We start from the raw sequence: 23,351 nt of genomic DNA on the forward strand, positions 1-23,351 counted from the left end.
GGGGCCGCCCACCGCGGTCCCGGCGCCCGCGGCCGTGCCCCGGCCGTGCCCCGGACGTCCGCGACGCGCCGCATGGGGGACACTGGATGGGCTCGACCCCGCCCCGTGTCGCCGAGGAGCTGTTCCCGATGCCCCGCCTTGCCGTGTTCGCCGTTGTCGTCTGCGTCCTCGCCGTGGCCGCCGCCGTGGTCGCCTTCGTGGAGGGCAGCTTCCTGGGGATCATCTGGGTGCTGCTGGCCGGCCTGACGTCCAACATGGCCTGGTACTACGTACGCAAGGCCAAGGCGGAGAAGGCCCAGCAGGTCTGACCCCGCCGCCGGGCCGGCGCCCGCCGCTACTCGGCCGGGACCGCGCAGAAGTAGCCGTCGGAGTCGTTCCAGAAGCGGTACAGGTCGCGACCGCAGTACGTGTCCAGGTCCGACACGCCGAGCGCGCTCAGCACCCCGCTCACCGTGTCGAAGAAGAACGTGTTGACGGCCGGGATCCACAGCAGCACGAACACCCCGATCAGCGCGAACGGCGCCAGCGGCTCCACCTCGCGGCGCACCCGCGGCGGCAGCCATGGCTCGATGACGCCGTACCCGTCCAGCCCCGGCACCGGCAGGAAGTTCAGGATCGCCGCCGACACCTGGAGCAGCGCCAGGAAGGCCAACGCCACCCGGAACGGCACCGGCACCCCGTCCAGGGCGCCCAGCCAGAACGGCGCGGTGCACACCACGGCGAAGGCCACGTTCACGAGCGGGCCCGCCGCCGAGATCAGGCTGTGCTTCCAGCGGCCCTGGATCCGACCCCGCTCGATGTACACGGCGCCACCGGGCAGGCCCAGCCCGCCCAGGATCACGAAGACCACCGGCAGGACGATGCTGAGCAGCGGGTGCGCGTACTTCAGCGGGTTCAGCGTCAGGTAGCCCTTCGAACCGACGCTGATGTCACCGCCGTGCAGGGCGGTGCGGGCGTGCGCGTACTCGTGCAGGCACAGCGAGACGATCCACGCCGAGGTCACGAAGAGGAAGACGGCCAGCCCCGGGCTCGACGCGTAGCCCGTCCACACGGCCCAGCCCGTGACCGCCATGACGGCGACGACGCAGAGGAATACCGAACTGATCTGCCGCTCGCCGCGGCTGCCCTGGTGACCCATGCGGCGAAACCTATCCCGGCCCGTGCGCGGGGCGGAGTGCGGGGGCGGTGACAATGGGCCGGTGCATTACGCGATTCTCGGCACCGCCCAGGCCCTCCGCGACGACGGGAGCACCGTCGCCGTCGGCGGCCCGCGCCTGCGCGCCCTGCTGACCGCGCTCGCCCTGCGGCCCGGGCGGGCCGTCCCGCCCGCCCTGCTGGTCGCCGACGTGTGGGACGCCGACCCGCCCGCCGACGCCCCCGCCGCGCTCCAGGCGCTCGTCGGGCGACTGCGGCGCGCTCTGGGCCACGGGGCCGTGCGCTCCGCCGACGGCGGCTACCTGCTCGACGCGCGGCGCGAGGACATCGACCTGTACCGCTTCGAACGGCTCGTCCGCGAAGCAGCCGACGCCCCCGACCCGGCCCACGCCGCCGCCCGCTACGACGAGGCCCTCGCCCTGTGGCGCGGCCCGGCCCTGGCCGACCTGCCCGACCCGGCAGCCGAGGCCGCCCGCTGGGAGGCCGTACGCCTGGACGCGCGCCGGGGCCGGCTCGCCGCCGCCCTCGACCTCGGTGAGGCCCCCCGGATCCTGCCGGAGCTGGCCGAGCTGTGCGCCCGCCGGCCGCTGGACGAGCCCCTCCAGGTGCTGCGGATCCGCGCCCTGCGCGACGCGGGCCGGCCCGCGGAGGCCCTGGCCGCGTACGAGGACGTACGCCGCGACCTCGCCGCCCGCCTCGGCGCCGACCCGGGCCCGGCCCTGCGCGCCCTGCACACCGAACTCCTGACCTGCGTCGCCGAACCCGGCGCCGCACCCACAGCCCTCCCCGCACCCGCAGCCCTCCCCGCGGCCGGGCCGCCCCTCGCGCCCGCCGCGGGCACCCGGCCCGCATCCGCGCTGGGGAACCTCCGGGCCCGGCTCACCACCTTCGTCGGCCGCGAGGAGGACATCCGGGTCATCGGCGAGGACCTCGCCCGCGCCCGGCTCGTGACCCTGCTCGGCCCCGGCGGCGCCGGCAAGACCCGCCTGTCGCAGGAAGCCGCCGAGGCCCACGCCGGCCGAACCCCGTCCGCCGCGGCCCCCGCCGCGCCCGCCGCGGACGCCTGGACCGACGGCGTGTGGTTCGTCGAACTGGCCCCCGTCGACGATCCCGAGGACGTCGCCGAAGCCGTCCTCGCCGCCCTCGGCGCCCGCGAGACCAAACTCCGCGGCGCCGCCGCCGAGGAGATCCGGGCCCTGACCGACCGGGCCGGCGACGACCCCCTCCACCGGCTCACCGAGCACTGCGCGCGCCGGCGGATCCTGCTGCTCCTCGACAACTGCGAGCACGTCATCGGCGCCGCCGCCGAACTCGCCGAACGCCTCCTCACGCACTGCCCCGGCGTGCAGATCCTGGCCACCAGCCGGGAACCCCTCGGCGTACCGGGGGAGACCCTGCGCCCGGTGGAACCGCTGCCCGACCCGGTCGCGCTCCGCCTCCTCGGGGACCGCGGGGCCGCCGCCCGACCCGGCTTCAGCCCGGCGGACGACCCGGTCGCCGCCGCCGAGATCTGCCGCCGCCTCGACGGCCTGCCGCTCGCCATCGAACTGGCCGCCGCCCGGCTGCGGCTGCTCACCCCGCGCCAGATCGCCGACCGGCTCGACGACCGCTTCCGGCTCCTGACCGGCGGGTCCCGTACCGTGCTGCCCCGCCAGCAAACCCTGCGGGCCGTCGTCGACTGGTCCTGGGACCTGCTCGACGAACCCGAACGCACCGTGCTGCGCCGGCTGTCCGTGTTCGCCGGCGGCTGCGACCTCGCCGCCGCCGAGACCGTCTGCGCGCACGGCGCCCTCGACATCGCCGACACCCTCGGCTCCCTCGTCGACAAGTCCCTCGTCGTCGCCACCCCCGGCCCCGACGGCGCCGACATGCGCTACCGGCTCCTGGAGACCGTCGGCGAGTACGCAGCCGAACGCCTCGCCGAGGTGCCGGGGGACCTGCACGCCACCGAGCACCGCCACCTCGTCCACTACCGCGAACTCGCCCGCACCACCGAACCCCTGCTGCGCGGGCACGGCCAGCGCGCGGCCACCGACCGGCTGGCCACCGAGTACGAGAACCTCCGTACCGCCCTGCGCCGGGCCGTCGCCACCCGCGACGCGGACGAAGTGCTCTGCCTGATCCACTCGCTGGGCTGGTACTGGCACATGCACGACCTGCGCACCGAGTCCCGGCACTGGACCGAGGCGGCCGAAGCACTCGGCCCCAACCCGTTCGCCGCGCCCGTGGTCCCCGCCGAGCCCGTCCACGAGCGGCTCGTCGACTCGCCGCCGCCCTACTCCGGCGAACTCCTCGCCGAGGCCTGGCGCGCGGTCCACCTGGTCCGGCTGGCCGCCCGCGACCAGACCAACGACGCCTGGAACACCCCGGAGGTCCGGGCCCAGATCGAAGGGGTGCTCACCGCCTACCGGCCGGGCCTGCCGCAGACCTGCCGCACCCCCAGCTCCCTGTGGATCTACGCCGTGATGATCTCGGGCAATCCCGGCCTGCTCAAGGAGGTCGTGGACGCGACCGTCGTCACCGCCCGCGAGCTCGGCTACCGCTGGGAACTGGCCTCCGCGCTGCAACTGCGCGCCAACGTCCTCGCCAACCGGGCCGACTGGGCCGGCGACGCCGCCCGCGACGCCGAAGAGAGCCTCGCGCTGTTCCGCGAACTCGGCGACGCCTGGGGCTGCGCCGAGGCGCTCTCGGCGCGCGCGGAATCCCTGGAGAAGCGCGGCGAGTACGGCCCGGCCACCCGGGACTACCGCGAGGCCATCGCCTACGCCGAACGCCTCGGCGCCAAGGCCCAGGTGGCGGTGCTGCGGGTACGGATGTCGGGGACGCTCTCCGAGAGCGGCCGGTACGAGGAGGCCGAACGGATCCTCGTCGACGTCACGGCCACGGTCCAGCAGTACGGCAACGAGGCCCTGCCCGCGGCCCGGATGTTCCTCGCGGGCCTCCTCGGCCGCACCGGGCGCACCGTCGAGGCCCGTGAGCAGCTCCACCTCCTGCGCGACGAGTTCGCCTTCGGCGCGTTCGCCGTCTTCGAGGGCTTCCTGCTCGGCACGCTCGCCTGGCTGGACAACCAGGAGGGCCGCCACGAGGAGGCGCTGGCCCGGATCCGTGAGGCCATGGGTTCCGTCCAGGAGCCGATGGCGCGGCTGGTGGCCCCGCAGATGCCCGCCGTCTATCTGCTGACCGGCGGCCTCTCGATGGCCCTGATCGGCGGCGACCGGCGGATGCGCGACGCCGCCCGGCTGCTCGGCGCCTACCGGGCCCTGCTGCCCGTCGGCCACTTCCCCGTGACGACGGAACGCGAGGACGCCGCCCGTACCGAGGAACTGGCCCGGGCGGCAGTGGGCGACGCCGCCTTCGAGGCGGCGTACGCCGAAGGCGGCGGCCTCACCCTGGAGGAGGCCACCGCCCTCATCTGAAGCGGGCCCGGATCGGGGCCCGTCCGGGACGCGATCCGAACGGACCGTCGCGATCCGGCCGGATCAGGTCTTCTGCCGGAACTTGCGGACCGCGAGCGGCATGGTGACCGCCGTGATGGCGAAGGACCAGGCCAGCGTCATCCACACCGAGTCGCCGACCGGAGTGCCGTTGATCAGGGCGCGGGCGGCGTCGGCCAGGTTGGACAGCGGGTTGTAGTCGGTGAAGCTCTGCAGCCAGCCGGGCATCGTCGCCGGTTTCGCGAAGATCGAACTGCCGAACTGCAGGGGCATCAGGACCAGCATCGCCATGCCCTGGACGGCCTGCGCGGTCTTCATGGTGAGACCCAGCAGGATGAAGATCCACATCAGCGAGGCGCCGAAGACGACCGACAGACCGACGGCGAAGAACAGGTCCAGGATCGAGCCGTCGATCGACAGGCCGAGGATGAAGCCGACACAGAGCAGGATCGTGATGGCGATCAGCATCCGGCCGATCTCGACGACGATCTTCGCGAGGAGGACGGACGACCGGGCGATCGGCATGGACCGGAAGCGGTCCATCACGCCCTTCTTGAAGTCGTCGTTGACGCCGGTGCCCACCGCCATGGCGATGTTCATCCCCATCATGGCCATCAGGCCCGGGACCAGGTAGCTGACGTACGCGCCCTGGTTGCCCTTGCCGGAGACCGCGCCGCCGAAGACGAACACGAACAGCAGCGTGAAGATGATCGGCATGAACAGGACGTCGAACATCGACTCCGGGTCCTGCTTGATCTGGAGGGCGTTGCGGCGCACCAGGGCGCCGATGTGCCGCAGGTTGGCCCGCAGGCCGATCCGGCCCTCGGCGGGCGGTGCTCCCGCCGGGGCGGCGGGGGAAGCCGCGGTGTCGGCGGGCTTCGTCGTGGTTACGGTGCTCATGCCGCGACCTCCTGATTCTGCTCGGTCTTCTCGGTGGGGACGGAGTCCTCGACGGAGGACGGCTTCTGCCCGGTGATGGACAGGAACACCTCGTCGAGGCTGGGCAGGTACGTGCCGAGGTCGGCGATCGCGTACCCGCGGGCGGCCAGCAGCCCGACCACGGCGGTCAGCTGCTCGTCGCTCAGGATCGGGACCAGCAGCGCGCCCTCGTCCGGTACGGCCTGCGAACCGGCGATGCCGTCGAGACCGGCCTCCGCGAGGGAGCGGGCCATGCCCGGCAGGTCGGACGGGTCCGCGGGACGGACCCGCAGGGTGCGGCCCCCCACGCGCGCCTTCAGCTCGTCGACCTTGCCGTTGGCGATGACCTTGCCGCGGTCGATGACCGTCAGTTGGCTCGCGAGCTGCTCGGCCTCCTCCATGTACTGCGTGGTCAGCAGGACGGTCGCGCCCTCGGAGACCAGCCGCTGGACCTCGTCCCACACCTCGTTGCGGGTACGGGGGTCGAGGCCGGTGGTCGGCTCGTCCAGGTAGAGGACCGCCGGGTTGCCGATCAGCGAGGCGGCGAGGTCGAGTCGCCGCCGCATGCCGCCGGAGTAGTTCATGGCGGCCTTCTTGGCCGCCTCCGTCAGGGAGAACCGCTCCAGCATCTCGTCCGCGCGCTTGCGGGCGTCCTTGCGGGACAGGTCCAGCAGCCGGCCGATCATGTAGAGGTTCTCCCAGCCGGAGAGCTTCTCGTCGACCGAGGCGTACTGGCCGGTCAGGCCGATGGTCCGGCGCAGCTGCCGGGGCTGGCGGACCACGTCGTAACCGGCGACCCGGGCGGTCCCGGCGTCCGGGATGACCAGGGTGGACAGGCAGCGCACCAGGGTGGTCTTGCCCGCGCCGTTGGGACCGAGGACCCCGAGGACCGTGCCCTCGCGGACATCGAGGTCGACACCGTCGAGGGCCTTGGTCTCGCCGTAGTGCTTGACCAGACCCCGCACTTCCACGGCGTTGGGATGGTTGTCGTTTCGCGTCATGCCCACCATGGGACCATCCGCCACTGACAAAGCTCCTACAGTTTTCCGACAGGCGGCCGACGGCCCGCCGACATCCGTGTCGGCGGGCCGTCGGCGCGGCCCCGGTCGTCCTAGTGGAAGGCGTGCTCCGGCTGCGGGAACGAGCCGCCGACGACGTCCTCGGCGAAGGCCTTCGCCGCGTCGGTCATCGTCTTGCGGAGCTCGGCGTACTGCTTCACGAACCGCGGCATCTTCCCGCCGGTCAGGCCCATCATGTCGGTCCACACCAGTACCTGCGCGTCGCACTCCGAGCCGGCGCCGATGCCGACGGTCGGGATGTGCAGGGACCGGGTGACCTCGGCGGCCAGCTCGGCCGGGACCAGCTCCAGGACCACCGCGAAGGCGCCCGCGTCCTGCGCGGCCTTCGCGTCGCGCAGCAGCTGGTGCGCGGCCTCGTCGGTGCGGCCCTGCACCCGGTAGCCCATGGCGTTCACGGACTGCGGGGTCAGACCCAGGTGCGACATGACGGGGATCCCGGACTGCACGATCAGCTCGGTCTGGGCCAGCGAACGCTCGCCGCCCTCCAGCTTGACCGCACCGACTCCCGCCTCCTTGACCAGCCGGGTCGCGCTGCGCAGCGCCTGCACGGCGCCTTCCTGGTACGAGCCGAACGGCAGGTCGCCGACGACCAGGGCCCGGCTGGTGCCCCGTACGACGGCCGCCGACAGCAGGGTCATCTCGTCCATCGTGACGGGCACGGTGCTCTCGTAGCCGAGGTGACAGTTGCCCATCGAGTCGCCGACGAGCACGACCGGGATGCCGGCCTCGTCGAACACGGACGCGGTCATCGCGTCGTAGGCGGTGAGCATGGGCCACTTCTCGCCGCGTTCCTTGGCGAGGGTGAGGTCGCGGACGGTGACGCGGCGGGTGCCCGCGCCCCCGTACAGGGTCGGAGAGGCTTCCCGGGCAGGCGAAACGGTATGCGACATTGCAACTGCTCCTTGTGTCATCTCGAGGCGCCCTCACGGCGTCCCCGGACTCACCCACCATGGTGGCACCCGCGCGGCCCGGGACGGAAGTACCGCGACGGGCGGCGGATGACCCGTCCGTCACACTCCGGGCGCGCTCCGGGCGCGCCCGAGCCAATGTGCGCGTTTCGTGACAAGCGGAACCCTTGCCGCACGGCCGTTCGTCCCTCCGGTTGTACGGCCGCCAAGGACGGCACCGAAGGCTCCGCGCATCGCCTAGGGTCAAGGGGCGGGGACGGAGCGCGAGCACGGCAGCGAGGACATGGGCATGGCACAGGCGTACATGACGGAGACGGGGAACGGCGGCTCCGAGCCGGGTCCCTCGCGAACCGGTCTGCGGCGCCGACTGGCCGGACTGAGGCACGACCGGGGCATCTGGAAGCGCGGCATCGTGACCGCGTCCCTGGCCGCGCTGACCTCACTGGTCATGATCTTCCACGCGGACCTGCCCAACGACATCGGGAACCTCGGCAGCCTCATCGAGACCTTCCTGCCCTGGCTGGGTCTGATGGTGCCGGTGCTGTTGGTCGCGGCGGTGCTGCGCAAGTCCGCCACCGCGCTGATCTCGATACTGCTGACCACCGTGGTCTGGGCGAACCTCTTCGGCGGGCTGGTCACCGACAAGTCGGGCTCCGGCGGCAACCTGATGGTCGCCACGCACAACGTGGACGCCGACAACCTCGACCCGCTCGGCACCGCCGAGTCCGTGGCGAAGTCCCGGGCCGACGTGCTGGCGCTCACCGAACTCAAGGCGAGCGCCGTCCCCGTCTACGAGAAGGCGCTGGCGGGCACGTACAAGTACCACGCCGTCGAGGGCACCGTCGGGGTGTGGAGCAAGTACCCGCTGACCTCCAGCAAGCCCGTCGACATCCGGCTCGGCTGGACCCGGGCCATGCGCACCACCGTCGCCGGCCCCACGGGCGACATCGGCGTGTACATCGCCCACCTCCCCTCGGTACGGGTCAAGCTCAACGCCGGCTTCACCGCGAACCAGCGCGACAACAGCGCCGACGCGCTGGGCGCGGCGCTCGCCTCCGAACCCCTGCGCAAGGTCATCCTGCTCGGCGACCTCAACGGCACCATGAACGACCGGGCGCTGTCCGAGGTCACCTCGCAGATGCGTTCCACGCAGGGCGCGGCGGGCGACGGCTTCGGCTTCAGCTGGCCCGCGCAGTTCCCGATGGCGCGGATCGACCAGATCATGGTGCGCGGCATGAAGCCGGAGGCCTCCTGGACCCTGCCGCGCACGGGCAGCGACCACCTGCCCGTCGCCGCCCGCCTCAGCGTCAAGCCGTAGCGGCGGGCCGTAGCGGCGGCCGGGGCGGCGGGCCGGGCCGGCCGCGACCCCGGCCGGCCCGACGCCGCCTACGTCCGTTCGCGCCAGCCGTTCGTGATGGGCAGCCGGCGGTCCTTCCCGAAGCCCTTCGCGGAGATCTTCGTACCCGGCGGGTACTGGCGCCGCTTGTACTCCGCCGTGTCGACCATGCGCAGGGTCCTGGCGACCAGCTCCCGGTCGAAGCCGGCCGCGACGATGGCGTCGAGGCCCTGGTCGCGGTCCACGTACAGGTCCAGGATGGCGTCCAGCACCGGATAGTCCGGCAGGGAGTCCGTGTCCACCTGGCCCGGGCGCAGCTCGGCGCTCGGCGGCTTCACGATCGAGTTCTCCGGGATCGGCGGGATCTCGTCGCGCTCGACGGCGGCCCGGTTGCGGTAGCGGGCCAGGCGGAAGACGTCCGACTTGTAGACGTCCTTGATCGGGCCGTACGCGCCGACGGAGTCCCCGTAGAGGGTGGAGTAGCCGACCGCCAGCTCGGACTTGTTGCCCGGGGCCAGCACGAGGTGGCCCTCCTGGTTGGAGACGGCCATCAGCAGGGTGCCGCGCAGTCGGGACTGGAGGTTCTCCTCGGCCAGGCCGGTCAGGCCCAGCGCACCCATGTAGGCGTCGAACATGGGCTCGATCGGTACGGTCCGGAAGTTCAGGCCGGTCCGCTCGGCGAGCCCGGCGGCGTCGCCCCGGGAGTGGTCCGATGAGTACTTCGAGGGCATCGAGATGCCGTACACGTTCTGCGCGCCGACCGCGTCGCAGGCGATGGCGGCGACGAGCGCGGAGTCGATGCCGCCCGACAGCCCGATCAGGACGGAGTGGAAACCGTTCTTCCGGACGTAGGCGCGCAGGCCCACGACGAGCGCGTCGTAGATCTCCTCGTCGTCGTCGAGCCGCTCGGCGTAGCCGCCGGGGACGACGGGCTCGTACGGCTCCACGGGCTCCTCGGAGAGGACGACCCGGTCGATCCGCAGGCCGTCGCCGACGATGCCCTCGGGCGCGTCCGGGGAGGCCGCCGGGAGGTCCAGGTCGACGAGGACGCAGCCCTCGGAGAACTGCGGGGCGCGCGCGATCACCTCGCCGGAGGCGTCCACGACGATCGAGTCGCCGTCGAACACCAGCTCGTCCTGACCGCCCATCATGGCGACGTAGGCGAGCGTGCAGCCGGCCTCCTGGGCCCGCTTGCGGACCAGTTCGAGGCGGACGTCGTCCTTGTTGCGCTCGTACGGGGAGGCGTTGACGGAGATCAGCAGCCCGGCTCCGGCGGCGCGGGTGGCCGGGACGCGGCCGCCGTCCTGCCAGAGGTCCTCGCAGATGGCCAGGGCGACGTCGACGCCGCGCACCCGGACGACCGGCTGGGTGGTGCCCGGCACGAAGTACCGGAACTCGTCGAAGACGCCGTAGTTGGGGAGGTGGTGCTTGGCGAAGCGCAGCGCCACCCGGCCGCCGTGCAGCACGGCGGCCGCGTTCTCCGGGGACCCGGCGGGTTTGCCCAGGCGGGGCACGGCCTGCTCGGTGCGGTCGAGGTAGCCGACGATCACCGGCAGCTCGCCGAGTCCCTCGGCGGCGAGGCGCTCCGCGAGTTCGCGGAGCGCCGTGCGGGAGGCCTCGACGAACGAGCCGCGCAGGGCGAGGTCCTCGACGGGGTACCCGGTCAGCACCATCTCCGGGAACGCCACGAGGTGAGCGCCCTGCTCGGCGCAGTGCCGGGTCCAGTGGACGATCGAGTCCGCGTTGGCGTCGATGTTGCCGACGTGCGCGTCGATCTGATTCAGAGCGAGACGAAGTTGAGGCACGGGGCCCAGTCTAATCGTCTTTCTGACGCGATGTCCTGGAGTCGGGGTCCCGGGCCGGTCGGCATCAGCCGATCGGGCCGCTGAACTTCACGTCGCGTTGCAGGCCGCCGGGGGAGACCTCGGCGTCGATGGTGGTGGCGCCCTCGGGAATCTCGTAGGCGATCGTGCCGGTGGCGGACCGGCCGGGCGCGATGACGCCCTCGACGGGCTGCGGCATCCGGACGTCGTAGACGACCTCGCCCTCGTTGCCCTTCTCGTCCCGGATGTCGGGCACCGCGTAGATGACCTCGTGGGGCTTGTCCGTGGTGTTGGTGATGGTGAGCGTCAGCTGCACCGCGTTGCCGATCTTGAACACCTCGCTCTTGCTCACGTACTTCTTCGGCGACGACAGGCTGACCTGGATGCCGTTCGGGTACGTGTACGTCTGGCCGAACGCCAGCGGGGTGCTGATGCCCGGGCCCTCGGCGGGCGCCTTGGGCGGTCGGCCGGCCGACGGGCCGCCCGTCGGGCCGGTCGACGGCAGGGTGAAGGGCTCGTCGTCCACTCCGTCCCATTCGCCGTTCTCGATGCTCCGCTCCATCCGGTCGGACGCCTGGTCGAGCACGCCGACGGTGAGGAAGAAGCCGCCGATGCTGGTCAGGATGCTGACCACGCCGAGGATCGTGCCCGTGAGGGCCATGCCCTTGCGCGGGGCGCCGGAGCGGGCGGAGACCAGGCCGCCGATGCCGAGACCGAGGCCGGTCAGGCCGATGAGGGTGCCGATCCAGAAGAAGAACGGCGTGAACGAGGCGGGGACGGCCAGGATGCCGAGCACGAGGGAGGCGACGGCGACCCCGTTGGCGGGCGGCGTCGCCGGGGCGGGCGGCGGGTAGCCCGGGTAGCCGGGGTGGCCCGGTTGATGGGGGTGGCCGGGGTGGCCGCCGCCGGGGCCGGCCGGGGCACCCCAGGCGTTGGCCGGAGCACCGTACCCGCCGGGCGGCGGGGTCGGCACGAGCGGGGCGAACCCGCCGGGGGCGGGCGGGGCGAACGGGTTGTGCTCGGCGGGGTCGGCGTGGCCGCTGGGGGTCGCGGGGGCTCCCGGTGCGGTGGGGGCGCCGAAGCCACCGAGGGGCGGGGCGGGGGGAGTCGGGGCCGCCGGGGGCACGTCGGGCCCGAAGTGGTCGTGCCGCGTCGGCGGCGGCGGGGCCGGCATCGGCGTCGGCGGGGCCGACGTCGGCGCGGGGGTCGCCGGGGGCGCGTCCTGCGGGGCCTTGTCCAGCGACGGGCCCGGGGGGGTGGGGCGCGCGTCGGCCGGGGTTTTGTCCAGCGACGGGCCCGGGGTGGCCGGGGGCGCGTCGGCCGGGGTCTTGTCCAGCGACGGGCCGGGGGTCGGCGGCGGTGCGTCGGTCGGGGGCTTCGACAGGGACGGCCGGGACGGGGTCTCGGGTATGGGCGTGCCCTCGGGTTCCGTCGGCGGGCCGACGGGGTCGCTGGGCGGGTTCGGGGGCGTGCTCATACCGGGGCGTCCTTGTGCGGTGGGTGGGCGAGGGGCGTCCGTCAGCCTGCCACGACCGGGCAGCCCCACCAACCGACTTCGCGCCCCCGGACCACGCCCCGGGCCACGTCCCGGGCCTCCGCCGGGCCCGAATCCGGTGACTTCGTCCGTTCCGCACCGATCTGCCCGAGCGCCGCCCGCACCGGCTCCGGGGGCACGTGGCGCTCGCCACGCGCGGCTCGGGCAACGTCGGCGGGCGGCCGTACGTCCTACCCCCCGTGGGCCTCGATCGGACGGGTGGGTTCCGACCACGGGTCCGGCCCCGGATCTGCTTAGGATTAGTCACACTATGCGTAGACATGGCAGCAACGGTCCCTCCGCACCGAGCGCCTGGCCCGTCGCCGGCTTCATCGGTCTCGGCGCCGCCGCCTACACCGCGTGGGTGCTGGAAGTCGTCCTCTCGACCGGCCTCAACCCCGTCGAGACGTACGTCAGCGAACTCGCCGCCCAGGACCAGCCCCTCGGCGGCCTGTTCCGCGCCACCGACTTCACCGCGGGGCTGCTCGTCCTGGTCGGCGGACTCCTCGCCCTGGCCCGGCTGGTGCGGTACCCCGAGTCCCGCCGCCCCTGGGCGGTCATCGGCTGGGCCGGCGTCACCCTGTTCGGCGCGGCCACCGCCGCCGACGCCTGGCTGCCGCTCAGTTGCGCGCCCACCGTCGATCCCGAATGCGCCGCCCGCGAGACCGCCGGACTGGTCCCCGCCACCCATCAGGCCCATGCCGTCAGCAGCAGCCTCGCCATGACCGGCGCCCTCACCGGCATCGTCGCCCTCACCATCGCCGCCCGCCGCTACGGCTGGTTCGCCCCGCTCGCCCGCTACGGCCCCGCCCTCGTCGTCCTGGAACTCCTCGCCACCGCCTGGACCCTGACGGCCATCGCCATGTTCACCGCCGGCCACGGCACCTGGGCCCTCGGCGCCGGCCAGCGGCTCCAGGTGCTGCTCGTGGCGCTCTGGCTGGGGCTGCTCGCCCACTCCGTCCACCGGGAACGCCGTACATGAGCGGCGGTGCGCCGGACCCGAGCGGCGCCGGACGCCTCGTACGCGTCGACGGGGTTCCGCTGCACGTGGTCGTCGAGGGGCGGGGGCCGGTGTGCGTACTGGCCGCCGGGCTGGCCATGGCCTGGTTCGACTGGGACCCGGTCGCCCGGCTCCTCGCCGACCGGGGCCGCACCGTCGTCCGCTTCGACCGGCCCGGACACGGACTGAGCGGACCCGCCGCGCAGCCCCCGAGCACGGCCGGCGAGGCGCACCGGATCGCCGCCCTCCTCGACGCCCTCGGCCCGGCCGTCGGCCCCGGGCCCGTCACCGTCGTCGGGCACTCCCTCGCCGGGTTCCACGCCGAGGCCTTCGCCCGACTGCACCCCGGGCGCACCGCGGCCGTCGTCCTGCTCGACTCCAGCGTCGAGGAGCACCCCCGTACGTTCCTGCCCGCCGTGCTGCGCACCGGCGCCGCCCGGGCCGTCGGCCGGGCGGTGACCGCCGCCGGACTCCCCGCCGCGCTCGGCCCGACCGCCCGCGGCCTGGTCGTACGGGCCTCCCGGACCGGCGGCGGCGACCCGGCACCCGCTGACCTCGTACGCCGCTGCTACCGCACCGGGCGCGTCTGGCGCGGGGCGCTGCTGGAGAACTCCCGCTACCCGGACATGGCCGCCGAACTGGCCGCCCTGCGCGCCACGCACCCGCTGGCGGCGCCCGTCACCGTCGTGGTGGGCCACAGCGGTGACGGCCGCCCGGCCCGGCGCTGGCTGGCCCGGCAGGAGGAGCTGGCCGAGTTGCTCGACGCCCGCTTCGAGGTGGCCGAACCGTCGGGACACCTGGTCATGCTGGACCGCCCGCACCAGGTGGTACGGGCGGTCCTGGAGGCGGCGGAGCGGCCCCGTCCGACCCGGGCGTAGGGCGGTCGGGTCGGGCCGGGGGCGCGGGGCCGTCAGCCCCGGGCGTAGACGTGCTCGGCCCCGTCGGCCATCTGCTTGTCCGACAGGTGCCGGGCCAGGTCGGCCTCGCTGATCATGCCGACCAGCTTCTTGTTCCTGATCACGGGCAGCCGCTTGATCTGGTGGCTCTGCATCTCCTCCAGCACCTCGGAGACGTCCGCGCCGGCGTCGATCCAGCGTGGGGTGCCCTTGGCCAGGTCGCCCGCCGTGATGCGCGGACGCGTCCGTCCCGGCGTCCCCATCCTCGTTCGCCCGTTCGGAGTACGCGACTCAAGGCGATTCCGGTCGGCTGTGACAGCGCCTCGACGCGCGGGGCGCTCGCGGCGCGGGGGACGCTCGGGAACACGACGCGGGGCACTCCCGCGACGCGCGGGACAGGAAACGGAAGCGCCCGTACGGGTGGGGCAGGCCCCCTGACCCGTACGGGCGTTCCTGGTCGAGCCGGCCGCGCGTCAGCCGCGCGGCGCCGACCCGCGCTGCTTCAACATGTCGGCCATCAGGGTGAGTTCGGCCTGCTGGGCCTCCACCATGCCCTGGGCCAGCGCCCGCTCCGCCGGGGTCTGGCACTGGCGCGCACAGCCCTCCGCCATCGCGACGCCGCCCTTGTGGTGGTCGGTCATCAGCTGGAGGTACAACACCTCGGCGTCCCGGCCGCCGGCGGCGCCGAGCCGCGTCAGCTCCTCCTTCGTGGCCATGCCCGGCATGATCGCCCCGGACCCGACGGCTCCGGCCTCCCCGGTCGCCGTCCCGCTGGGGGTGGCGCCGTGCCCCGAGTGCGCGCCGTGCCCGGACGTCCCGGCGTCCGTCCCCGTTCCCGTCCCCATCCACGACATGGGCGGCTCGTCGGACACCACCTTCGGCAGCCCCCACAGGTCCAGCCAGCCCAGCAGCATGCCGCGCTGGTTGGCCTGGGTGTTGGCGATGTCGTAGGCGAGGCTGCGGACCGCCTCGTCCTGGGTGCGGTCGCGGACGACGAACGACATCTCGACCGCCTGCTGGTGGTGCACCGCCATGTCCCGGGCGAAGCCCGCGTCCGGTGAGTGCAGCCCCGGGGTGCGGCCCGCCGCACCGCCGCCCGAGCCGCCGCTCGCGGTGGCGACCGTGGCGCCGACCGCGAACAGCACGGCCAGGACGACGGCCGCGCCCGCGGCCCAGTACGTACGGCTCACTTGCCGGTCAGCCCGTTCGTGCAGGCCGCACCCGGTTCGGGGGTCTGCGCGCCCATCACGTACTTGGTGAAGAACTGCTCGACCCGGGGGTCGGCCGCGCTCTCCACCGTCACCTGCTTGCCCCACGCGCTCAGCATGATCGCGCCGGCCTGCTCCTTGACCGGGCTCATCAGCGTGTACGGGAGCTTGCTCACCTTCGCGGAGAGCTTCTCCAGGTCGCCCTTGGCGGCCTTGTCGTTGTACGTCACCCAGACCGCGCCGTGCTCCAGGGAGTGGACGGCGTTCACCTCGGGCACCGGCTCCGTGTAGACGTCGCCGTTGCAGTTCATCCAGCGCGGGTGGTGGTCCCCGCCGACCGGCGGGTTCATCTCGTACTTCACCGGCGTCTCGACGTGGTTGCGGCCGAGCTTCTTCGCGTCCCACTCCTGCTCGCCGCCGACCGGGTTCTTCACGGCCGCGGCCTTGGCCTTCGCCGCCGTCTCGTCCTTCTGCTTCTGCTCGATCAGCACCCACGCGCCGAAGCCGACGAGCCCGGCGACGATCGCCGTCGATGCCGTGATCGCGATGATCTTGTTGCGCCGGTCGCGTGCTTTGTCGGCGCGGCGCATCTCGGCTATGCGCGTCTGGCGGGAGTGCTGGTCTGGCGTCCTGCTGGCCATGTGCCCTGGTTCCTTCTGCTGAGGGGGGTGTCGGGGTCGAACCTGTCGTACGGTGCGCGGCGGGACCGTCAGGTCCGCAGCACTTGCAGGGCGTGCAGGTCGGGGGCGCGGGCGAGCGTTCCGGGCGGGCGGACCGGCCCCGTGGCCGCCGTACGCACGACGGGCCCCGGCCCGGCCCCCGCCACGGCCGCGGCGGGCGGCGGGGCCGGCGGCACGGCCGGCGTCATCCGGGACAGCGGCGAACAGCCGGGCAGGTCGTACGGGGACACGCAGACGGCGTGCGCGGGCTGCGCCCGTGCGGGGTCGGGCTGTACCCGTACCGGGGCGGGCTGCGCCCGTCCGGGGTCCGGGACGTGCGCCTCGGCGGGCCGCACGCACAGGAAGGCCACCCCGGCCGCCACCGAGAACGCGATCAGCAGGAGGACGGCAGCGCGGCGCACGGGCGTACGCCCGCGCTCCCCGCGCCCGATCCGCTCCCCGGCCCCCATGGGCGCCGATGGTAATGCTCATGACCGGCCCGCGGTCAGTGCGGGGTGTCATCACCTTTCGGGTGTGCGTAATGTGGCGGAAACCACCGCTGGCGATACTGGGCCGGCCCGACTGTGCCCACCCGCTCCTCGGGGCGGTGGTGCACAGGCCGTCTGAACTGCGAGGATGAAGGCATGGACAAGCAGCAGGAATTCGTCCTCCGGACGCTTGAGGAGCGTGACATCCGCTTCGTGCGCCTGTGGTTCACCGACGTACTGGGCTTCCTGAAGTCCGTCGCGGTCGCACCGGCCGAACTGGAGCAGGCCTTCGACGAGGGCATCGGTTTCGACGGCTCGGCGATCGAGGGCTTCGCCCGGGTCTACGAGTCCGACATGATCGCCAAGCCGGATCCGAGCACGTTCCAGATACTGCCGTGGCGCGCCGAGGCCCCCGGGACCGCCCGGATGTTCTGCGACATCCTCATGCCGGACGGTTCCCCGTCCTTCGCGGACCCCCGCTACGTCCTCAAGCGCATCCTCGCCAAGACCTCCGACCTGGGCTTCACCTTCTACACCCACCCGGAGATCGAGTTCTTCCTGCTGAAGGACAAGCCGCTGGACGGGTCCCGCCCGGTCCCCGCGGACAACTCCGGCTACTTCGACCACACCCCGCAGAACGTCGGCATGGACTTCCGCCGCCAGGCGATCACCATGCTCGAATCGATGGGCATCTCGGTCGAGTTCAGCCACCACGAGGGCGCCCCCGGCCAGCAGGAGATCGACCTCCGCTACGCCGACGCCCTCTCCACGGCCGACAACATCATGACGTTCCGCCTCGTCATGAAGCAGGTCGCCCTGGAACAGGGCGTCCAGGCCACCTTCATGCCGAAGCCGTTCTCGGAGTACCCGGGCTCGGGCATGCACACCCACCTGTCCCTCTTCGAGGGCGACCGCAACGCCTTCTACGAGTCGGGCGCCGAGTACCAGCTCTCGAAGGTCGGCCGCTCCTTCATCGCGGGCCTGCTGAAGCACGCCGCGGAGACCGCGGCCGTGACCAACCAGTGGGTCAACTCGTACAAGCGCATCTGGGGCGGCTCCTCGCGCACGGCCGGCATGGGCGGCGAGGCCCCCTCGTACATCTGCTGGGGCCACAACAACCGCTCGGCCCTGATCCGCGTCCCGATGTACAAGCCGGGCAAGACGGGCTCCTCGCGCGTCGAGGTCCGCTCGATCGACTCCGGCGCCAACCCGTACCTGACGTACGCCGTCCTCCTCGCGGCGGGCCTCAAGGGCATCGAGGAGGGCTACGAACTCCCGGCGGGCGCCGACGACGACGTCTGGGCCCTCTCCGACGCCGAACGCCGCGCGATGGGCATCGAACCCCTCCCGCAGAACCTCGGCGAGGCCATCTCCCTGATGGAACGCAGCGAACTGGTCGCGGAAACCCTCGGCGAGCACGTCTTCGACTTCTTCCTGCGCAACAAGAAGCAGGAGTGGGAGGAGTACCGCTCGGAGGTCACCGCCTTCGAACTCCGCAAGATGATGCCGGTGCTGTAGGCGCAGCCCAGAGCCCTTTCGGGCCATGCGTTCCGGGCCGACGGTCGACGACCGCCGGCCCGGAGTCGTTCCGGCCCGCCGTCCCGGAGGAACCGCGCATGGTCGTGCACACCGCCGCCCCGCTCGCGGGAGCGGTCCCCCCACCCGACCGGGTCTGGTACGCCTCCTACGGCTCCAACATGCACCTGGACCGCCTCGCCGCGTACCTCGCGGGCGGCACCCCACCCGGAGCGACCCGCACCTACCCGGGCTGCCGGGACCACCGGGCGCCGGAACGCTCGATCGCGGTCGAGCTCGACGGCTGCCTCTACTTCGCGACGGAGTCCCCGGTGTGGACCGGGGGCCGCGCCTTCTACGACCCGACCGCCCCGGGCCGCACGCGTGCGCGCGCCCACCTGCTGACGACCGGCCAACTGTCGGACATCGCCGCCCAGGAGATGTACGCGCCCCCGGGGACCGACCTGGACCTGACGGCGACCCTGCGCGACGGCCGCGACGCCCTGGGCCCCGGCCGCTACGAGACCCTGATCTGCCCGGGCGCGATCGAGGGCATCCCGGTGGTCACGTTCACCGCCCCGTGGACCCTCCAGGACGTCGAAGTCCGCCCCCCGTCGGCCCCGTACCTCCGCTACCTGGCCGGCGGCCTCCTGGAATCCGGCCCCTGGCAGCACCACGACATCGCCACCTACCTCGCCACCCGCCCGGGCGCCGCGACCACCTGGACCCCATCGAAGGTCCACACCCTCCTGACGACCCGACAACCCGGCTCCCGCACCCGCGGGGATGACTCGGGCAGGGGGCCCGGTGTTACGGGGTCGGGGTGGGGATGGCCGGGTGCCAGGTCGGGGTGGGGGTGGGGGTTGTGGTGTGGAGGCGGGCGTCCAGGCCCAGGACTGCCGTGGTGACGCCGCCGGGTTCCTGGACGGCGGCGGGGGCGCCCGCGTACAGCATGCGGGACTCGGTCCAGGCGGGCGGGCCGCCCAAGGGGGCCGCCGCGATGGTGCCCGTGTCGGCGCGGCCCGTGACGAGGCGGCCCGCGACGCCGACCGCTCCGTAGCCGGCCCGGCCACCGGCCTCCGCGAGGGCGGAGACCTGGGGGGCGGCGGCGCCCGCGGTGACCAGGGTGCTGCGCACGGCGCCCGAGTCGGGGCGGCGGAACCAGAGGCGGACGCCCGCGCCGTCGGGGGTGGCCGTGAGGGGGACCGTGGTGGCGGGGAGCGCGGTCGGGAAGGGGCCGGCGAGCGGGGCGCCGGGGGAGGGCTGCGTCCAGGCGAGGACGGACGCGGCGGTGGTGGCGTAGACGTGGCGCCGCCCGGCCGCGTCCACCACGGCCACCGGGTCGCTCTGCAGGTCCTCGCCGCCCAGGCGCTGCCAGTCGCCGAAGCCGCCCGACGGCTGCTGGACGCTCGCGCGCAGGGTGCGGCGGGTGTCGCGCAGGTAGACGGTGAGCCGGCCCGCCGGGTCGACGGCGGCGGCCGGGGCGCTGATCGCCGAGGTGCCGGGTTCGTCGCCCGTCTCGGGGGTGCCGAGCGACTGCCACTGCGCGAACGGCCCGTCGGGGGCGGTCTGGACGGCGAGCACGACCTCGCGCCGGTAGTCGGCCGGCCGGGGCCCCAGCGTGGTGCGGGTGGCGAGGACCGCGACGCGGCCGTCGGGGAGCCGGGCCGTGCCGGCGCCCGGGTCGATGCCGGTGCCGGGGAGCAGGGCGGGCCCCGTCCAGGTACCGGCGCGGTCGCGGGTCCAGACGCCCATCCGGCCGTCCAGCGCGGTGAAGGCCCAGAGCCGGCCGGGCGTGCCCTCGGTCAGCCAGGAGGTGGTGTCGGCGCGGGCGTAGCGCAGCGACTGGGCCCAGTTGCGGCCGGTGGGACTGCCCGCCACCTTGCGGTCGCCGCAGCCGGAGGGGCTGCCGCAGTGGTCCGCGCGGTCATGCCAGGCGTACGTCCGCAGGTAGCCGGTCTTCGTCTCGGCCGTCTGCGGGTCCAGCGAGTGCGGCAGGTCGCCGTTGTGGTAGCCGAGGTAGTTCTGCACCGAGAAGCGGGGGCGGTCCCCGACCCGCTCCGCGTACGCGGCGGTGGCGGCCTGCACGAAGCGGGCGCCGTACATGTGGTCCTGGTGGTCGGTGTACTTGCCGGTCTTCTCGTACCGGCCGGGTGTCGGGTCCTGCATCCGTATCGTCGTCGGCCGGTACTGCTCCAGGACCCCGGATATCGCCTGTATCGCCTGGTCCTTCGTGTACGTGAATGGCTGCTTGACCGGGGTGCCGGAGGCCAGTTGGGCTTCGAGCGCGGGTATGTCCCCGTCCCACAGGCCGCGCAGGCTGTCCGGGTTCCTACCGGCCGGGCTGCGCGCCTCGCGCAGTTGGAGCCAGACGAGGTGGATCTCCGGCCGGGCGACGAGGACGTCGAGCTCGGCCTCTCCGCCGCCCGCCGTCGGTATGACCGTGCGCTTCCACGCGCTGGTGCGGTCGCCGGTGGCCATCTGGGCGTAGGCGGACCGGATGCCGTTCTGCCGGGCCTCCGCGTAGTGGGCGCGGTCGGCCGGCTGCTCGGGGTCCTTCGCCTCGCCGCCCCGCGCTTGGTTGCGACCGTCGGCCTCGCCGGAGGTGAGGTAGGCGGTGGTGACCCGGGTCCCGGCGGTCAGGGACCGGCTGAGGTCGGGGTTCATGAAGAACAGGTCGTCGTCGGGGTGGGCGACGACCTGCACCACCGTTCCGGCCGTGGTGCTCGCCGGGACGACGGGCAGCGAGCCCCGCGCGTCGGTCGCCTCGGCCGAGGTCTGTTGGCCCGAGGCGACGGCGAGCACACCGGTGGCGCCCAGGGTGAGCATGGGCAACACGGCCGCGAGGAGGAAGCGGCGGCGGGAAACGGGCATCGGTCACGCCTTGACGTCGTTCCGGGGCGGGAAGAACCGCTGTTCGGTCAGTGAGAGGTCAAATCGCGGGAGTTGGTTCACCGATTCCGCCGATGACGCATGCTTTCCGAAAACGACCGGGTGTGATGATGCCGGTTGGGGTCCGCAGCGGCGTATGTGCCCGACTGGTGGACGGAGTTGACCGCGCCGGAACAGCGGAGTCGGCGGAGGATGTGGAGCCGGCGAGGGACGCGAACCCGGCGAGGGACGCGGAGCCGGCGAGGGGCGCGAACCCGGCGAGGGACGGGGAGTCGGCGAGACCCGCGAACCCGGCGTTTCCTACGGCCCGGTGGTGCTCGGGCCCACCGGCATCCACGGCGCCAGGTACGCGTTCGCCCCGCCGATAGCCCCCGCGCCCCCGGCCGCCCCGGTCCCACCCGCTCCGCCCGAACCTCCCGCCCGGCCCGCCGAGGACGTGACGTACAGCCGCGCGTCGAGCCCGACGACGGCCAGGCTGACCAGGTTCTTCCCCGTCATCGTGCTGGACGGCGCGCCCACGAACATCAGCGGCGAGCGCCGCCACAGGTGGTCCGGCCCGAGGTCCGAGCCCAACTGCCCGCCCGCCGCACGGCCGGCGAGGAGGTGTCCGCTCGCCGTCACCGCGCCGAAGCCCTGGAGCCCGCCCAGGTCGGTGAGGCCGTTCACCTTCAGCCCGTCGGTCGCCGTCATCAGGGCGGTACGGACGTTGCCCGAGCCCGGCTTGCGGAACCACAGCCGCACCCCGCCCTCGCGGCTCGCGGCAGTCAGCGGCACCGTCGTCTCCGGCAGGCCGGTGGCGGTCGCCGGGCCCAAGGCCGCGCCCGGTTCCGGCTGCGCCCAACCCGTCACGGAACGGGTGGTCGCGGCGAACACCATCAGCCGCCCGGCGCCGTCCGTCGCGGTGACGGGGGTGCCGTGCAGGTCGGCGCCGCCGTGCCGCTCCCACGGCCCCCACGCGCCGTCCGCCCCCTGGGTCCGGCCGCGCAGGGTGTACGCGCCGTCGCGCACGTACACCGCCATCCGCCCGGCGCCGTCGACCGACACGGCCGGCGCGCTGATGTCGGACGTCCATTCCTCGTCCGCCGCCTCCGGCGTGCCCAGCGACTCCCACGCCCCGAACTCCTCGGAGTCAGGGGTCTGTTGGACGGTGTAGACGATCTCGCGGCGGTAGTCCGAGGGCGCCTCCCCGAACGAGGTGCGGGTGCCGAACGCGGCGATCCGGCCGTCCTTCAACGTGACCGTCGATATGCCCTGGTCCATCCCGGTTCCGGGCAGCAATCGCGGTCCGCTCCAGCGGCCTATCAGCCCGGTCCGGTGCCAGAGGGCCACCTGGCCGTCGAGCACCTTGAAGGCCCACAGGCCCTGTCGCGCGTCGGAGGTCAGCCAGGAAGTCCCGGTGCCGCGCGCATAGTTGATGGAATCGGTCCAACGGTTGCCCGCCGGCCGGTCGGCGACCTTGAGGTCCCCGCAACCGGCCTCGCTGCCACAGTGGTTCTCCCCGTCCAGCCAGGCGTACGTGTCCAGGATGTCCAGCTTCGCGCGGGCCTCGGCCGGGTCGAGGGAGCTCGGCAGCGAGCTGTTGAAGTAGCCGACGTAGTTCTGCGTCGCGAAGTGCGGCCGGTCCTTGACCTCCCGCGCGTACGCCTCGCTCGCCAACTGCACGAACCGGGCGCCGTAGAAGTGGTCCTGGTGGTCGGTGTACCGCTTGGTGTCCGGGGTCCGGCCGGGCGTGGGGTCCTGGGTGCGGATGGTGGTGGGCCGGTAGCGGGCGAGGATGCCCGCGAGGGTCCGGACGACCTGGTCCTTCGTGTACGTGAACGGCTGCTTGACGGGGGTCCCGGAGGCCAGCATCGACTCCAGGTGCGGGACCTTGCCGTCCCACAGGCCGTGCAGGCTGTCGGGGACGTCCCGGTAGACGTGGCCGGCCTCGCGCAGTTGCAGCCACACGAGGTTCACCTCGGGCTTCGCGACGAGCACGTCGACCTCGGCGTGCGCGCCGCCGGCGGTCGGCACGACGGTCCGCTTCCAGGCGCTGCCGCGGTCGCCGGTGGCCATCTTGGCGTAGGCGGCGCGGATGCCGTTCTGGCGGGCCTCGGCGTAGGCCGGCTTGTCGGGGCGGGTGGCCGCGCCCTTCGCGGCGCCCGCGTTGATGCCGTCGGACTCGCCGGAGGTGAGGTAGACGGAGGTCACGGGGTGACCGGCGGCTATGGAGTACCGCAGGTCCGGGTTCATGAAGTAGAGGTCGTCGTCGGGGTGCGCGACGATCTGGAGCACCCGGCCCGGATCCGGGAGTCCCGCGGCGGTGGCGGTGGTGGCCCGGGAGTCGGGGGTGGTGGGCGTGCCGAGACCGGTGAGGGCCTCGTTGCCCCGCAGGACGAGCATGCTCCCGGCAGCGGTGGCGGCGCAGAAGGCGACCACCGTGACGATCCGGGCGAGCCGGCGGTGGTGGGCATGGGCGTGCGCGTGCCCGTACGCCCGCCCGGACCGGACCCCGGCCTCAGTCGCG

18 protein-coding genes and 1 pseudogene are annotated in these 23,351 nt (G+C 73.5%); 7 read left to right on the plus strand and 12 right to left on the minus strand.

The features are described from left to right. Positions 1-128: 128 nt before the first annotated feature. Positions 129-308, plus strand: a complete 180-nt coding sequence (locus AB0D46_RS11975) for a hypothetical protein (protein ID WP_362877180.1) — start codon at positions 129-131, stop codon at positions 306-308. Positions 309-334: 26 nt separating this feature from the next. Here AB0D46_RS11975 and AB0D46_RS11980 read toward each other — a convergent pair whose 3' ends face one another. After that, complete coding sequence (locus tag AB0D46_RS11980) at positions 335-1,138, minus strand: site-2 protease family protein (protein WP_362877181.1); 804 nt, start codon at positions 1,136-1,138, stop codon at positions 335-337. Between the two features lie 61 nt (positions 1,139-1,199). Between AB0D46_RS11980 and AB0D46_RS11985 the strand changes: the two genes are divergently transcribed. Further along, positions 1,200-4,571 carry a BTAD domain-containing putative transcriptional regulator gene (locus tag AB0D46_RS11985; protein WP_362877182.1) on the plus strand — a complete coding sequence of 1,124 codons (3,372 nt, stop codon included), beginning with the start codon at positions 1,200-1,202 and terminating at the stop codon, positions 4,569-4,571. Positions 4,572-4,634: 63 nt separating this feature from the next. Here the strand turns inward: AB0D46_RS11985 and AB0D46_RS11990 are convergent, their stop codons facing one another. From AB0D46_RS11990 to panB, 3 genes are all read right to left on the minus strand, one after another. Further along, a complete protein-coding gene (locus AB0D46_RS11990; RefSeq protein ID WP_362877183.1) occupies positions 4,635-5,489 on the minus strand; it encodes an ABC transporter permease in 855 nt (284 codons plus the stop codon). Next, complete coding sequence (locus AB0D46_RS11995) at positions 5,486-6,517, minus strand: ATP-binding cassette domain-containing protein (protein ID WP_362877184.1); 1,032 nt, start codon at positions 6,515-6,517, stop codon at positions 5,486-5,488. Before AB0D46_RS11995 ends, AB0D46_RS11990 begins: the two co-directional genes overlap by 4 nt. 101 nt (positions 6,518-6,618) lie before the next feature. Next, a complete protein-coding gene (gene panB, locus AB0D46_RS12000) occupies positions 6,619-7,497 on the minus strand; it encodes a 3-methyl-2-oxobutanoate hydroxymethyltransferase (protein ID WP_362877185.1) in 879 nt (292 codons plus the stop codon). A gap of 286 nt (positions 7,498-7,783) precedes the next feature. Here panB and AB0D46_RS12005 point away from each other — a divergent pair, with 286 nt between their 5' ends. After that, positions 7,784-8,812, plus strand: a complete 1,029-nt coding sequence (locus AB0D46_RS12005) for an endonuclease/exonuclease/phosphatase family protein (RefSeq protein WP_362877186.1) — start codon at positions 7,784-7,786, stop codon at positions 8,810-8,812. A 68-nt stretch (positions 8,813-8,880) separates the two neighbouring features. On the opposite strand, the gene AB0D46_RS12010 is transcribed toward AB0D46_RS12005, so the two are convergent. Both AB0D46_RS12010 and AB0D46_RS12015 read right to left on the minus strand, forming a co-directional pair. Beyond that, positions 8,881-10,635, minus strand: a complete 1,755-nt coding sequence (locus AB0D46_RS12010) for an NAD+ synthase (protein ID WP_362877187.1) — start codon at positions 10,633-10,635, stop codon at positions 8,881-8,883. A gap of 64 nt (positions 10,636-10,699) precedes the next feature. Continuing rightward, a complete protein-coding gene (locus AB0D46_RS12015; protein ID WP_362877188.1) occupies positions 10,700-12,130 on the minus strand; it encodes a hypothetical protein in 1,431 nt (476 codons plus the stop codon). Between the two features lie 328 nt (positions 12,131-12,458). On the opposite strand from AB0D46_RS12015, the gene AB0D46_RS12020 reads away from it, so the two are divergent. Both AB0D46_RS12020 and AB0D46_RS12025 read left to right on the plus strand, forming a co-directional pair. Further along, complete coding sequence (locus tag AB0D46_RS12020; RefSeq protein WP_362877189.1) at positions 12,459-13,169, plus strand: DUF998 domain-containing protein; 711 nt, start codon at positions 12,459-12,461, stop codon at positions 13,167-13,169. Further along, on the plus strand, positions 13,166-14,065 hold the full coding sequence (locus AB0D46_RS12025; RefSeq protein WP_362877190.1) for an alpha/beta hydrolase: 900 nt from the start codon (positions 13,166-13,168) through the stop codon (positions 14,063-14,065). The genes AB0D46_RS12020 and AB0D46_RS12025 overlap by 4 nt, the downstream gene beginning before the upstream one ends. Before the next feature lie 32 nt (positions 14,066-14,097). Here AB0D46_RS12025 and AB0D46_RS12030 read toward each other — a convergent pair. From AB0D46_RS12030 to AB0D46_RS12045, 4 genes and pseudogenes are all read right to left on the minus strand, one after another. Next, a pseudogene (locus tag AB0D46_RS12030) lies at positions 14,098-14,319 on the minus strand (CBS domain-containing protein); the annotation flags it as partial. A gap of 237 nt (positions 14,320-14,556) precedes the next feature. Further along, the gene (locus AB0D46_RS12035) at positions 14,557-15,273 is read right to left on the minus strand and encodes a DUF305 domain-containing protein (protein ID WP_362877191.1); all 717 of its coding nucleotides are present in this window, start codon (positions 15,271-15,273) and stop codon (positions 14,557-14,559) included. Next, positions 15,270-15,932 (minus strand): DUF3105 domain-containing protein, encoded by a 663-nt coding sequence (locus AB0D46_RS12040; RefSeq protein ID WP_362877192.1) that lies wholly within the window; start codon positions 15,930-15,932, stop codon positions 15,270-15,272. The genes AB0D46_RS12035 and AB0D46_RS12040 overlap by 4 nt, the downstream gene beginning before the upstream one ends. A 68-nt stretch (positions 15,933-16,000) precedes the next feature. Then, on the minus strand, positions 16,001-16,420 hold the full coding sequence (locus AB0D46_RS12045) for a hypothetical protein (protein ID WP_362877193.1): 420 nt from the start codon (positions 16,418-16,420) through the stop codon (positions 16,001-16,003). Positions 16,421-16,594: 174 nt separating this feature from the next. Here AB0D46_RS12045 and glnA point away from each other — a divergent pair, with 174 nt between their 5' ends. After that, entirely contained in the window at positions 16,595-17,956 is a 1,362-nt protein-coding gene (gene glnA / locus AB0D46_RS12050; RefSeq protein WP_362877194.1) for a type I glutamate--ammonia ligase, read from the plus strand. A gap of 98 nt (positions 17,957-18,054) precedes the next feature. Further along, complete coding sequence (locus AB0D46_RS12055) at positions 18,055-18,861, plus strand: histone deacetylase (RefSeq protein WP_362877195.1); 807 nt, start codon at positions 18,055-18,057, stop codon at positions 18,859-18,861. Here AB0D46_RS12055 and AB0D46_RS12060 read toward each other — a convergent pair. Together AB0D46_RS12060 and AB0D46_RS12065 are read right to left on the minus strand one after the other, a co-directional pair. After that, positions 18,764-20,827: a PIG-L family deacetylase gene (locus AB0D46_RS12060; RefSeq protein ID WP_362877196.1), complete on the minus strand. Its 2,064-nt coding sequence runs from the start codon at positions 20,825-20,827 to the stop codon at positions 18,764-18,766. The genes AB0D46_RS12055 and AB0D46_RS12060 overlap by 98 nt on opposite strands. Positions 20,828-21,145: 318 nt before the next feature. Then, a complete protein-coding gene (locus tag AB0D46_RS12065) occupies positions 21,146-23,263 on the minus strand; it encodes a PIG-L family deacetylase (protein WP_362877197.1) in 2,118 nt (705 codons plus the stop codon). Positions 23,264-23,351 lie beyond the last annotated feature (88 nt).

The sequence above is a fragment of the Streptomyces sp. NPDC048383 genome (assembly GCF_040651775.1).
GTDB lineage: Bacteria > Actinomycetota > Actinomycetes > Streptomycetales > Streptomycetaceae > Streptomyces.